We start from the raw sequence: 13,322 nt of genomic DNA, 5'->3' as shown, positions 1-13,322 counted from the left end.
TTATTAGTTAATAAGTATGTTTCAAGTGTTAGATAAATTTAGGCAGCCAATATTTGTGTTAATTGCAGGTTCAGTTCTACTTGCGCTTGCATTTGGAATTAGACACTCTTTTGGAATTTTTTTAATTCCTGTTAGCGAAAAAAATCTATGGGGTAGAGAAGTGTTTGCAATGGGTCTTGCTTTTCAAAATTTAATGTGGGGAATTTGGCAGCCTTTTACCGGTAGAATTTCTGACAAGGTAGGAGCTGGCGTTGTCGTAGTTGTTGGAAGCATTCTTTATTCTCTAGGTTTATTTTTAATGGGATTTCTTACAACTAAAACAGGATTTGTCATTGCATCGGGCATTTTAGGAATTGGAATATCAGGAGTTACATTTCCAATATTTGGAGCAATAAGCAGATCTGTAACACCAGAGAAAAGAAGTGTTTCAATTGGAATTGCAATGTCGAGCGCATCCCTTGGACAATTTATAATGTTACCCGCATCGTTAGTATTATTGCAAAGTTTTGGACCAGCTTTAGCCTTTGGTATTTTATCTGTGCTTACACTTATAATGTTAGTTCTTGCAGTTCCTATGTTTGAAAAACCAATTCAACAGACAGCCACTCAAGATTTGTCATTAAGAGAAATATTAACAGAGGCCTTTAGTCATAAAGGTTTCTGGTTGTTATGCTTTGGTTTTTTTGTATGTGGTTTTCATATTCTTTTTATTATGACTCATGCACCAGCATTTTTAATTGATAAGGGTCTATCACCACAAATTGGGACTATTGTATTAGCTTTAATAGGACTATTTAATATTTTTGGAACTTATTACGCAGGATTTTTAGGTGCCAAGATTAGAAAGCCTTTACTCTTAAGTTCTATTTATGCATCACGTGCAGTAATTATTTTAATTTTTATTTTATTTCCTGTTTCAAATTTAACAGCTTATGTATTTGCTGCTCTAATGGGAGTGCTTTGGCTTTCAACAATTCCACTAACTCAAGGAACGATTACAACAGTCTTTGGTGTTAAAAATATGAGTATGCTTTATGGAATTGCTTTTTTATTTCATCAAGTTGGAGCTTTTTTAGGTGGTTGGTTGGGAGGCAAAGTTTATGATGTGACAGGCTCTTATGATATTGTTTGGTATATATCAATTGCACTTGGGGTATTAGGGGCAGTCATTAATTATCCAATTGAAGAAAAAACTATAGCAAGATTAGAAAGACAAGCGGCATGAAAAAATCAATATTTTTTATATGGGTAGGTTTTGTTTTATTTCTTTTGGCAGTTACTTATTCTTATCAAACTAAAGGTATGGAGTTGTACTTTTTAATTTCTAAACTTTGTTATTAATTATTTTTTATTATTTTCAACCCAAGATAAAAATATAAAGAATAGAATAGTTCCAACTATTCCAACAACGAAGAGTATAAGCCCTGTAATTAAACTCATAAATTATTTATTATTGTTTCGGTATGAATGTATTTATAATATCTGAATAATTAATTTTTAAATATTCAACAAACTCTTCTAAAAGACTAAAGAAATCAGCAAAGTCAGGATTTTTATTAAGTATATACTCTCTATTTTCAAAGCTAAAAACTATACTAATTATAGAAATAACCATAATAGTTAAAAAAATTTTTGTATAATTTATTTTGCCTTTGTTTTCATATTTAATTGGAACATAGTTTTTGCTAGGCTTTTCTTTTATTGTTTTTTGATTTTTAGCTTTTTCTTCCTCCTCCTCTTGTATTTGGTTTTCTTTTAAAACTTTAAATTCTTCAGAACTTGCTGGTTCCTGAAACCATTTTTGATCACAAACCCCACATTGAACTACTCGACCATTAATACCAATTTCCTCAGCTTTAACTGCAAATTTATATTTTTTACAAGCGCACTCAATAATCATTTAAAAATAATACGGTTTAATATTAAAATATCTTTAGCATTATTTACTACTAATAAATCATATTTTTTTTTCATCTCATTTTCTTTTTTAGATTCTAGATTGTCTACTAATTTTTTTGCACTATCATTTTCTACATAAATTTCATTTATAATTTTTTTTGCTGGGCTTTGAAGAGATTTAACTTTTAAAATATTATCTACAGCACTTAAAATATCTTTTACAGGAATTTCGTTCGCAATTTTTTTATTTGACTCTTGTGCAGATTTAACTTTTAAAATGTCATCTACGGCATTTAAGATGTCTTTTACTGAGTAATCTTGCTTCATATATAAAATACAATTAATTCTTAATAATATTCAAATTTCTAACGTATAATTTTTAATTATTTTTATAACAAATCTTTTTAACACGGGTGTTTATGAACTATTTTTTAGTCTTAGAATGCTTGCTAATGCTTCTGTTCATAATGTAGTCCATCATTGCAAGAAGCACTCCACTAACAACAAAAGTCAGGTGAACGACAACATATAAAATAATAGTATCTTTTGAATATTTATCTAAATTCATAAATATTTTCAGTAAATGAATACCAGAAATAGCAACGATTGAAGAAATTAATTTAATTTTTAAATCTGTAAAATCTACATGACCCATCCATTGAGGTTTATCTTCGTGATCATCTATATGAATTTTAGAAACGAAATTTTCATAGCCTGAAAAAATAACAATAATTAATAAATTTGCAGCAAGTGAAATGTCAACGAGACTTAGTATAAAAAGCAAAACGCCCGCAATATCGGTTTGATGAATGATTGTAAAAAAGTGAACTATTTCTCTACCAAATTCATAAAGCAAAACTAATAAACTTAAAGACAAGCCCAAGTAAAATGGAGCAAGTATCCAGCGTGATGCAAATATTGTTTTTTCTAACAAAACTTCAACTCTTTTCATAAAACTTTTATTTTTATTTAATTTTTTAAGAATTATAACATTAATAAATGCTTGCTAAACTCTTGTATTCATTATTTAATCGGATTTTATAATTTATGCCATCAGTAATTTTAAGAGATACGAAACTACAAGGTAATATTAGTGAAAATAGCAGCATTACTTTAGATGGAGTGCTATTAGGCAATATTAAAGCTGAAGAAGTTATCATTAAAGAAAATGGAAATGTTACAGGCAATATTTCAACAGATCATAATATTGAAGTTGGTGGCCAAGTAACTGGAGATCTTTCATCAGATAAAATTCATTTAAATAGTACCGCTAAAGTTAAAGGAAAATTATTCCATAGAAATTTAGTTATTGATGAGGGCGCTCAATTAGAAATTGCAGCTTCAACAAGAAAAAAAATAACTAGCAACAATAAAAATTAATAATGTTTTTTAAATTAGATAAAAAATTACAAAATCAAATTGATGGCTTTTCGCATTTGGGAGAAACATTGCGTTTCGATGGAGAGATAGATTGCAAAGGTGAAATTGAAATTGCTGGAAAAGTAAAAGGGAATATCAAAGCAAAAATATTAAGAATATTAGAAACCGGAAGCGTTAAAGGTCAAGTCCAGGCAGAAAAAATTGAGATTCTAGGTCATATGGTTGGAAATATAGAATCTGAAAATATCCACGTTGGAGAAAATGGTGTTGTAAGAGGAGATATTCATTTTTTTAATAATTTAAGTGTTGCAAATGGCGCTGATATCTTTGGTCATATTCAAAAAATTAAAAAAGACAAAGTCAAAAGATCAGATACTGACAAAGTTAAGTATCTAGAACATGATAAAAAGGCTTCCTAATCAAATTTTGTGAAACAAAGCCAAATTTATCTTCAATAAAGCTTTAAATAAGCCTGTTAACTGATAAAGGTTATATTTTATTATTAATTAATTTTATTAAATTTTTACTTACAACTTTCCCCAAACTTAAATGATTAACTTTGAAGGCTTTAGCCTTTCACAAAACTTAAAAAATTCATTAGCGCGAATGAATTTTACAGCGCCAACTCCTATTCAAGTAAGTTCTATACCGCTTGCCTTGGAAGGGCGGGACATTTTAGGTTCAGCGCAAACTGGAACTGGAAAAACAGCAGCCTTTAGTATTCCATTAGTTGAGCTGTTGAGTAGATCAAAGCAAGGTTCGGCTCTAGTATTGACACCAACACGTGAGCTTGCAAACCAAGTGATTGCAGTAATTATTCAGTTACTTGGAAAAAGTAATCCAATCAAAGCAGCATGTTTAATTGGAGGAGAGTCGATGCATAAACAATTAGGACAACTTAAATCACGTCCAAGAATTATCGTAGGAACTCCAGGTAGAATTAATGATCACTTAGATAGAAAATCATTAAAATTATCAGATACAGGTTTTTTAGTTTTAGATGAAACAGATCGCATGCTCGATATGGGTTTTGGAATTCAAATTGATAGAATACTAAAATACCTACCAGTAAAAAAACAAACATTAATGTTTTCAGCAACGCTACCTGAAGAGATTGTTAGAATGTCAGCTAAATATTTAAAAAATCCAGAAAGAGTTTCTATGGGAGCAACGAATGTGCCATCCATAAAAATTAAACAAGAAGTTATCCATATAAAACAAGAGCAAAAATATCAGGAATTAATTAAGCAATTACAAGAAAGAACTGGCTCAATTTTAGTATTTGTTAAAACTAAACATAATTCAAAAAATTTAGCAGCTAAGCTTTGTAAAGAAAAATTCAAAGCAGATGCTTTGCATGGAAATCTAAGACAAAGCAAAAGAACAACTGTTATGAGCGCTTTTAGAAATAAGAAATTTACAATACTTGTTGCAACAGATATCGCCGCAAGAGGTCTTGATGTTCCTCACATTGAACATGTTATCAATTACGACCTCCCTCAAGTTGCTGAAGATTATATTCACCGCATGGGCAGAACTGCCAGAGCAGGAGCCGAGGGTTCCTCTTTATCCTTTATTACTAATAGTGATAGAGAAAAATGGAATGCTATTGAGAGATTGTTAGATCCTACTAAAAAGAAAGAAAACTTTTCTAAAGGCAGAAGTGGAAGTGGTGGATTCCAAAGAGATTATAAAAATAAAAGAAGAGGAGGGGGCGGAAGAGACAGAAATAGACGAGGTGGAGGAAGTAGCAGACCAATTTTTGGCGGCAACAGATCATCAGAAGGGTTTAGAGGAGATAAGCCAACAGAAAGATCTCGAGACAATAAGCACGCAGATAGATTTAGAGGAAGTAGACATTCAGAAGGATTTAAGCCTAAAAATATTGAAGCTTTTAAAGAATATAAACCAAGAGAAGGTGGTGAAAAAGATTACAGAAGAAAAAGTGAAAGAGAAAAGCCTAAATTTTTTAGTAAAAAATCAAAAGAATTCAAAGATAGAGATTTCAATACAGGTAATAAAAAAAAATATAAGAATAAAGAATCTTTCAATTAAAAAAAAGTTTAGTCTTATCAATTAATGGACAAATACATAATTTATATTGGGTTCTTTTCTGGCTTTTGTACAACAGTTGCCTTTGTTCCGCAGGCTTATAAAGTTTGGAAAACTAAAAGCACTAAAGATATTTCTTTATGGATGTTTTTAATATTTACAACTGGAGTTGCAAGTTGGTTAGTTTATGGAGTGTTAACTAATAATTTACCTATAATATTTGCAAATATTGTAACTTTATTTTTAGCATTTTTAATTTTAGTTGCAAAAATTAAATTTAATTAAAGTTAAGGGAAATATCTAGATTTTGAGGACTGTGGGTCAGTCTACCAATTGAAATTCTATTAACGCCTGTCTTTGCGTAATCAAGAATATTTTTATCATTAATATTACCAGAAGCTTCAGTTTCATATTTATTACCAACTATACTTAAGGCTTTTTTAATTTCATCTGGTTTCATATTGTCTAATAGCAATCTATTAAAATTAAGCGTTTGAATATTTTCTAATTGACCTAGAGTGTCAACCTCTACTGTTATGATTTTTCCGCTTCTGTTTAATCTCAAAGCACTCTGAACGAGATCAAATATATTTTGTGATGCAGAAATATGATTGTCTTTTATAAAGATTTCATCAAATAAATTAAATCTATTATTCGTACCACCCCCGAGAGTTACAGCGTATTTTTGAATAGCTCTCAGTGTTGGCAGTGTTTTTCTAGTGCAACAAATTTTTGTTTTATATTCTTTAACTAGGTTAACGTAATAATGAGTTTTTGTTGCAATGCCTGATATTAAGCCTAAAAAATTAATTGCTGTTCTTTCTGATTTTAAAATAGAACCAGTTAGTCCTTTAATTTCAGCAATAATATCACCTTTTTTTATAAAAGATCCTTCTTGAATTTTTTTTTTAAATTTTGTCTTTTTATCAATTTGCTTAAAAGCTTCATCTGCAAAATCTAATCCACCAATAATCCCATCTTCATTTGCAATAATTTTTGCAGAAGTAATAGAATTTTTATTTACTAAAAGATCAGTCGTGATGTCTTTTTGCGCTTGATCTTCAAATAAAGAAGCGCCTACAATGCTTTTAATATAACCGCTGGTAATAAGTTTTGATTTAGACATTTGTTTAAGCGACTTTTTCTATGTATTCTTTTTTATTTAAAAATTCCTGCATTTCTTTCAATGTAATTCGTTTTCTAAATAAAAATTTGTCATTTGATTTTGGATAATCACTTCTAAAATGAGCTCCTCTGCTTTCTTTTCTCAAGTAGGCTGAATAAGTAATTAATCTTGATACTAAAATCATATCTTTAAGTTTTGCTGACAAATCTTTCGCTTCTCTTTCTATTCTATCAATTTCAATAAATGCTTTTCTAAGTTTTTGTTCATTTCTATAAACACCTACTAAATCACTCATGATATTTCTAAGCTGCCAAATATATTTTTTTGCTCTAATTCGAGATGATGTTTTTTCTTTTGGTAAATATTTTTGAAAATTAATATTTTTATCTTCGGTGTTATTAAGCACTTCAGAATTAATAGAGTTTGCTATTCTTTTTCCAAAAACAAAAGCCTCAAGCAGTGAATTGGAAGCAAGTCTATTTGCTCCATGAGCGCCAGTTGAAGAAACCTCACCACATGCCCAAAGTCCTTTAATAGATGATTTTCCATTTTCATCAACGAACACACCTCCCATATGATAATGAGCGGCAGGAGTTACAGGTATTTTTTCTTTAGTAAAATCAATATTAGCTTTTTTTAAAAAATTATAAGCACTTGGAAACATTGTTTCTAGTTGCTCATTTGAGAATTTTCGGCAATCCAAGAATGTTGAATGCCCAAGATCTTTTAATCTTTGTAGTTCACGAGCAACAATATCACGTGGAGCAAGATCTCCGCTTGGATGAATTAATTTCATAAACTGACTATCATTTTCATCAACTAATTTAGCACCATCTCCTCTAAGAGCTTCAGTTAACAAAGGAGTTGGATCAAGCCCAACATCCATTCCTGTTGGGTGAAATTGAACAAATTCCATATCAGAGAGAATTGCACCAGCGCGGGCTGCCATTGCAATGCCTTCACCGTAAATATCTCTTGGATTTGTAGTATGTTCATAAATACTACCAAGGCCTCCTGTCGCAAGAACAACATTAGGGGCTTTAAAAAATGTAAAATTATCAACTATATTCTTTCCAATATGACGACCAATTAAACCAATGACTTTATTATTTTCAGTTATAATTTCGTCAACGGTAACATCTTCTAAAATAGTAATGTTTTCTAACTTTTGAATGTTATTTATCAAAGTTTTTATAATTTCTCTTCCTGAACTATCACCGTTTACTTTGAGCACTCTACGTCTGCTATGAGCCGCCTCTTGAGACATTAAAAAATTTTTAAGATGATCTTTGTCAAAATTAACTCCTTTTTCTTCTAGAAATTTAATAATAGAAGAAGCTTCTTCAGTTATAATTTTAACAATTTTTTCATCACTTAATCCTGAACTTGCTTTAATTGTGTCTTCAAAGTGAATTTTTGGACTATCATCTTTACCAACGGCTGCAGCAATCCCTCCTTGCGCCCAAGCACTTGATGAAGCTTCACCTAATTTTTTTTTAGAAATTAAAGTAACTTTTCTAGGATAAAGACATATAGCAGTCATTAATCCAGAAATTCCAGATCCAATAACAATAACGTCAGTAGTATGTAAACTTTCCATTAAGCAAGACTAGATTGGCGACCAACTTTAATCATACGCTCAATAGGAAGTCTTGCTTTATCTATAATAGATTTATTAATCAAAACTTCATTTGTTTCATTCATTAAGCAATCGTAGATTTTTGGCAATTGTATTTTTTTCATATAAGGACATAAATTACATGGTCTAACAAAATTTGTTTCGGGATTTTCTACTTGAACGTTGTCGCTCATTGAGCACTCTGTAACTAAAAATACATTTTTAGGTTTGTTGTTTTTAACATATTGAATCATTCCAGATGTTGAACCAGTAAAATCAGAAGCTTTAATAACATCAGGAGGACATTCAGGATGGGAAACAATAACTAAATCAGGATAATTCTTTCTAAGTTGATTTAATTCTTCAGCTGTAAATTGTTCATGAACCATGCAAGTTCCATGCCAAGGAATAATTTTAACTTTAGTTTGTGAGGCAACATATTTTGCAAGATAGACATCAGGTAAAAATATAACCTCTTTTACCCCTAAAGATTCGACAACTTTTACACCATTAGCTGAAGTGCAGCAGACATCTGTTTCAGCTTTAACCTCAGCAGACGTATTAACATAAGTAACTACTGGAACGCCTGGATATTGTTTTTTTAATTTTCTAACATCTTCTGCAGTAATAGATTCTGCAAGTGAGCATCCTGCATTCATATCTGGAATAAGAACTTTTTTATTAGGAGACATTATTTTTGCAGTCTCAGCCATAAAGTGAACACCTGCCATAATAATAATATCTGCTTTAGTTTTTCCAGCCTCAATTGCTAGGGTTAAAGAGTCACCAATAATATCAGCGACTCCATGATAAATTTCTGGTGTTTGATAGTTGTGCGCTAAAATAACGGCATTCTTCTTTTTTTTAAGTTCATTAATTTTATAAATATAGGGAGCATGCAGAGGCCATTCTAATGCTGGTACAACAGATTTTATTTTTTGGTAAATACCCGCGGTATTTTTTTCAATTTCTTTTGTAAATTCTAACTGAGAACTCATAAATTTTTATAATTTATAAATGATAATTGACTAAGTTATTATAGTAAAATTAATATTTAAATTAGTTAAAACAGCGCTATTTGCTTAGATAACCATCCAGTTTGGGATATTAATTTTTATACAAGCCGTTTCTGTTTTTAACTCTTTGCCTATAATTAAATTTTTACTCTCCTTATTAATTTTGATTAATGCAAAAGGAAATAAATCGTCTATTAAAACTTTTCCAATTTCTTCATTGTCTAAAGTAATTTTTTGACCTTCTATAACTTTTCCATTTACAGTTTGTAATGCAAATAATCTTTTATTGACCTTATTTTTTAAATACATTCGAGCAGTATTTTCCTGACCAATGTAGCATCCCTTTTTTTGATCTATTCCATTTAGTTCTAGAAAGTTAGCCTCAAGAGAAAATAATTGATTTTGCAATTTTTGAATGTCTTTACATGGAACTCCCAAATCAAATAGTTTTTTCTCTAACAAATATTTTTCATTAGATTGCTCAATATTTAAATCACTCAAAAATTCTTTAATTTTAGATTGCTCTATAATTGCTCTTGCTAAAGTATTTTTTATTCTTGGGTCTTCAAAAATTAGGTAATTTTTATAATTTATTAGATTTAATTTATTAACGTTAAGGCTTTTAAATTTTACAAACGGTATATCAATGCTCACTAAATTATTTTCAATTTTAATTTCTACTTTAGATCTTAATTTGTAATTATATAGTTTATTGAATAGTTCTTTTATAAGCTCGCTATTACATTCAATTAAAAAAATATTTTTTGTTTTTAAAATAATAAATTCAAATAAAAATTTTCCTTGGGGGGTTAATAATGAAGCAAATATACTATTATTATCCGTTACTTTTTTAATATCATTAGAAATAATATTTTGAATAAAATCGATGCTATCTTCACCTTTAACAATAATAAAACCTTTTAAAGTTATATAAGCTTTATTTGTTTCCATTATTGTACGTTTATCTACTTTGGTGTATTAAATTTTAGATGTCCAATATATATGATTTAATTATAAAAAACGGCAACTGTTTTATAAATAACAATCTCACCCAAACTGATATTGGAATTAAAGATAATCAAATTATTAAAATAGGCTTAATCAATGAAGGCGCAGATAAAGTTCTTGATGCGAAAGGCCTTACAATTATTCCAGGCGCGATAGACACTCAGGTTCACTTTAGAGAACCAGGCAATCCAGACAAAGAAGATTTAGAGAGTGGTAGCAAGGCTGCAATTTTAGGCGGAATTACATCTGTCTTTGAAATGCCTAACACTAACCCAGCCACTGATAATTTTGAAAGATTTCAAGATAAATTAGATCGAGCAAAAAATAGAATGTATTGCAATTACGCATTTTATTTTGGAGCAACAGAGAATAACTTTGAGTTTATAAAACAAACTACAAACCTAGCAGGATGTTGCGGAATCAAAATGTTTATAGGTTCATCAACTGGAACTTTGCTTGTAAAAAAAGACGAAGCTATTGAAGAAGTTATTAGAATAAGTCCAAGAGTTGTTTCAATCCACTCTGAAGACGATGATTTATTACAAAAGAAAAAAGTTTTAATCGAAAAAGGGAATGTAAAGACCCATCCTGTCTGGAGAGATTCAGAAGTTGCATTAACTTCTACTAAAAAAGTAGTTGGTTTTGCTAACAAACATAAGAAAAGAATACATATTTTACATGTGTCTTCTAAAGAAGAAGCAGATTTTTTAGCAAATAATAAAAAATATGTAACTGTTGAAACAACTCCGCAATTCTTAACTTTATTTGCTCCTGATTGTTATGAGGAGCTTGGAACTTTGGCGCAGATGAATCCTCCAATAAGAACAAAGGACCATCAAGATGTTTTATGGAAACGTCTGTTAGATGGAACCGTTGACGTTCTTGGATCGGATCATGCTCCCCATACATTAAAAGAAAAACAAAAACTATATCCTGAAAGCCCGTCTGGTTTGACAGGTGTTCAGACTATGCTTCCTATTATGCTAGATCATGTAAATAATAAAAAACTTACATTTCAAAGACTAGTCGAATTATTAAGTATTAATCCTTGTAAAATTTTTAATATAAAAAAAAGAGGAGAGATCAAAGAAGGGTATTATGCGGATCTCACTGTTATTGATATGAACTTAAATTTTAAAATTACCAATGATTGGATTGCAAGCAGATGTGGATGGACGCCATTTAATAATAAAACCGTAAAAGGTTTTCCGGTTGGAACTATTGTTAATGGCAAGATTGCTTCTTGGGATCAAAAGATTATTGATACTAAATTTGGCAAACCTTTAGAATTCTAATTTTTAATTATTCCAGCTTCAATCAAAGATGATTTAATTTCATCTAGAATAAGTGGATCATCAATAGTTGCTGGCATTTTATAAGGAACTTGATCAGCTATTTTACCAACCGTTCCTCTTAAAATTTTTCCAGATCTTGTTTTTGGAAGTCTTTTTACAACAACTATATTTTTAAAAGCAGCCACAGGTCCAATTTTATCTCTAATCATTTGAATGCATTCTTTTGAAATATCTTCAGGCTTTTTTGTTACTCCGGATTTTAAAACAATTAAACCAAGAGGTATTTGACCCTTTAAATTATCAGCAATCCCAAGCACCGCACATTCTGCAACACTAGTATTTTCAGATAATATTTCTTCCATTGAACCAGTTGAAAGCCTATGTCCTGCAACGTTAATAATGTCGTCAGTTCTAGACATTATCCACACATATCTATCTTCATCAATGTGTCCCGCATCATAAGTTTTGTAGTAACCCTGATAAGGATCCATGTAGTTTTCTTTATATCTTTTGTCCGCTTTCCATAATGTTGGAAAAGTTCCTGGAGGAAGAGGTAATTTTACTACTACATCACCCATTTCAGATGGTTTAGCTTGTGTTCCGTCAGGTTTTAAAATTTGAATATTATAACCAGGAACTGCTTTGCCGGCAGAACCATATTTTGTTTCAAACAAACCAAAACCTGCGCAATTTGCGCTTATTGCCCATCCAGTTTCGGTTTGCCACCAATGATCTATTACTGGTTTTTTTAATAAATTTTCAGCCCATTTAATTGTATCTGAGTCAGCTCTCTCTCCTGCTAAAAATAATATTTCAAATTTAGATAAATCATATTTTTTAAAAAATTTTCCTTCGGGGTCTTCTTTTTTTATAGCTCTAAAAGCAGTAGGTGCAGTAAATAATGATTTAACTTTATGTTCTGATATTACTCTCCAAAAAGAACCAGCATCAGGAGTTCCGACAGGTTTTCCTTCATATAATATTGTTGTACATCCATGAAACAATGGCCCATAAACAATATAAGAGTGACCGACAACCCAACCTATATCACTTGCTGACCACCAAATATCACCAGAGTTAATATTGTAAATATTTTTCATTGACCATTTTAAGGCAACGATATGACCACCAATATCTCTTACAATGCCTTTTGGAGTTCCTGTTGTTCCAGAAGTATAAAGTATGTAAGCAGGATCGTTAGCGTCCGTATGCTCACAATCAATTTCTTTTGCATTTTTTACAAAATCTTGCCAAGAAATATCATTAACGCCTAATTCAACAGAATTATTTTCTCTTTGAAAAATTACGCACTTTTTTGGTTTAAGGGTTGCAAGTTTTATAGCTTCATCTAAAAGCGGTTTGTACTGAACTGTTCTTCCAGGTTCAAAACCACAGGAAGCAGAAATAATTAATTTTGCTTCACAGTCATTTATTCTTGCAGCAAGTTCGCTTGCCGCAAATCCCCCAAACACAACTGAATGAACAGCGCCTATTCTGGCGCAGGCAAGCATAGCAAAAACTGCCTCAGGGATCATAGGCATATAAATAATTATACGATCACCTTTTTTTATTCCAAAATCTTTTAGTGCTCCCGCAAAAGTAGAGACTATTTTTTTAACCTCAGAATAACTAAATGTAATTTTTTTAGAAGTAACAGGGCTATCATAAATGATAGCTGTTCGAGATCCATTTCCCTCTTCAACATGTCTATCAACCGCATTAAAACATGTATTAATTTTTCCTTCGGGAAACCAACGATAAAAAGGAGGGTTAGAACTGTCTAAAACTTTTTTATAAGGTGAAAACCATCTAACATCTTTTGCAGCCTCATCCCAAAATTTTTCAGGATCTGTAATCGACGCTTTATATAAATTTTCGTATTTATTACTCAATTTTTCCCCAACCATTATTAAATTAATTTAATAGTA

Annotated in this window: 14 protein-coding genes; 6 read left to right on the top strand and 8 right to left on the bottom strand. The window is 30.6% G+C overall.

Features of this window, described 5'->3' with window-relative positions; translation table 11 throughout:
- Nucleotides 1–16: 16 nt before the first annotated feature.
- Nucleotides 17–1,225 (top strand): MFS transporter, encoded by a 1,209-nt coding sequence (locus AC8GER_RS03755; RefSeq protein ID WP_506597536.1) that lies wholly within the window; start codon nucleotides 17–19, stop codon nucleotides 1,223–1,225.
- A 225-nt stretch (nucleotides 1,226–1,450) separates the two neighbouring features.
- Here the strand turns inward: AC8GER_RS03755 and AC8GER_RS03750 are convergent, their stop codons facing one another.
- From AC8GER_RS03750 to AC8GER_RS03740, 3 genes are all read right to left on the bottom strand, one after another.
- Entirely contained in the window at nucleotides 1,451–1,900 is a 450-nt protein-coding gene (locus AC8GER_RS03750; protein ID WP_506597535.1) for an MJ0042-type zinc finger domain-containing protein, read from the bottom strand.
- Nucleotides 1,897–2,226 (bottom strand): hypothetical protein, encoded by a 330-nt coding sequence (locus AC8GER_RS03745; RefSeq protein ID WP_506597534.1) that lies wholly within the window; start codon nucleotides 2,224–2,226, stop codon nucleotides 1,897–1,899. Before AC8GER_RS03745 ends, AC8GER_RS03750 begins: the two co-directional genes overlap by 4 nt.
- Nucleotides 2,227–2,323: 97 nt before the next feature.
- Nucleotides 2,324–2,851 carry a TIGR00645 family protein gene (locus tag AC8GER_RS03740; protein ID WP_029167079.1) on the bottom strand — a complete coding sequence of 176 codons (528 nt, stop codon included), beginning with the start codon at nucleotides 2,849–2,851 and terminating at the stop codon, nucleotides 2,324–2,326.
- 95 nt (nucleotides 2,852–2,946) lie between these two features.
- Here AC8GER_RS03740 and AC8GER_RS03735 point away from each other — a divergent pair, with 95 nt between their 5' ends.
- The 4 genes from AC8GER_RS03735 to AC8GER_RS03720 all read left to right on the top strand — a co-directional run bounded on the left by AC8GER_RS03735 (nucleotide 2,947) and on the right by AC8GER_RS03720 (nucleotide 5,616).
- Nucleotides 2,947–3,279, top strand: a complete 333-nt coding sequence (locus AC8GER_RS03735) for a bactofilin family protein (protein ID WP_029167080.1) — start codon at nucleotides 2,947–2,949, stop codon at nucleotides 3,277–3,279.
- A 2-nt stretch (nucleotides 3,280–3,281) separates the two neighbouring features.
- Nucleotides 3,282–3,698 (top strand): bactofilin family protein, encoded by a 417-nt coding sequence (locus tag AC8GER_RS03730; protein WP_506597533.1) that lies wholly within the window; start codon nucleotides 3,282–3,284, stop codon nucleotides 3,696–3,698.
- Between the two features lie 130 nt (nucleotides 3,699–3,828).
- On the top strand, nucleotides 3,829–5,334 hold the full coding sequence (locus tag AC8GER_RS03725; protein WP_506597532.1) for a DEAD/DEAH box helicase: 1,506 nt from the start codon (nucleotides 3,829–3,831) through the stop codon (nucleotides 5,332–5,334).
- A gap of 24 nt (nucleotides 5,335–5,358) precedes the next feature.
- Nucleotides 5,359–5,616, top strand: a complete 258-nt coding sequence (locus AC8GER_RS03720) for a SemiSWEET transporter (protein WP_506597531.1) — start codon at nucleotides 5,359–5,361, stop codon at nucleotides 5,614–5,616.
- Here AC8GER_RS03720 and nadC read toward each other — a convergent pair.
- From nadC to ygfZ, 4 genes are all read right to left on the bottom strand, one after another.
- Nucleotides 5,609–6,457, bottom strand: coding sequence for a carboxylating nicotinate-nucleotide diphosphorylase (gene nadC, locus AC8GER_RS03715; protein ID WP_506597530.1), 849 nt, complete (start codon nucleotides 6,455–6,457; stop codon nucleotides 5,609–5,611). The two genes, AC8GER_RS03720 and nadC, sit on opposite strands and share 8 nt — an antisense overlap.
- A gap of 4 nt (nucleotides 6,458–6,461) precedes the next feature.
- Complete coding sequence (locus AC8GER_RS03710; protein ID WP_506597529.1) at nucleotides 6,462–8,057, bottom strand: L-aspartate oxidase; 1,596 nt, start codon at nucleotides 8,055–8,057, stop codon at nucleotides 6,462–6,464.
- A complete protein-coding gene (nadA, locus tag AC8GER_RS03705) occupies nucleotides 8,057–9,073 on the bottom strand; it encodes a quinolinate synthase NadA (RefSeq protein WP_506597528.1) in 1,017 nt (338 codons plus the stop codon). The genes AC8GER_RS03710 and nadA overlap by 1 nt, the downstream gene beginning before the upstream one ends.
- 84 nt (nucleotides 9,074–9,157) lie before the next feature.
- The gene (ygfZ, locus tag AC8GER_RS03700; protein ID WP_506597527.1) at nucleotides 9,158–10,042 is read right to left on the bottom strand and encodes a CAF17-like 4Fe-4S cluster assembly/insertion protein YgfZ; all 885 of its coding nucleotides are present in this window, start codon (nucleotides 10,040–10,042) and stop codon (nucleotides 9,158–9,160) included.
- A 38-nt stretch (nucleotides 10,043–10,080) separates the two neighbouring features.
- Here ygfZ and AC8GER_RS03695 point away from each other — a divergent pair, with 38 nt between their 5' ends.
- Complete coding sequence (locus tag AC8GER_RS03695; protein ID WP_506597526.1) at nucleotides 10,081–11,394, top strand: dihydroorotase; 1,314 nt, start codon at nucleotides 10,081–10,083, stop codon at nucleotides 11,392–11,394.
- On the opposite strand, the gene AC8GER_RS03690 is transcribed toward AC8GER_RS03695, so the two are convergent.
- Nucleotides 11,391–13,286 carry a propionyl-CoA synthetase gene (locus AC8GER_RS03690; protein ID WP_506598496.1) on the bottom strand — a complete coding sequence of 632 codons (1,896 nt, stop codon included), beginning with the start codon at nucleotides 13,284–13,286 and terminating at the stop codon, nucleotides 11,391–11,393. The two genes, AC8GER_RS03695 and AC8GER_RS03690, sit on opposite strands and share 4 nt — an antisense overlap.
- Nucleotides 13,287–13,322: the final 36 nt, after the last annotated feature.

The organism is Fontibacterium abundans (SeqCode) (genome assembly GCF_965235095.1).
GTDB lineage: Bacteria > Pseudomonadota > Alphaproteobacteria > Pelagibacterales > Pelagibacteraceae > Fontibacterium > Fontibacterium abundans.
Note: the sequence above shows the minus strand (reverse complement) of the source record. Positions and strands in the feature narration are given on the sequence as shown.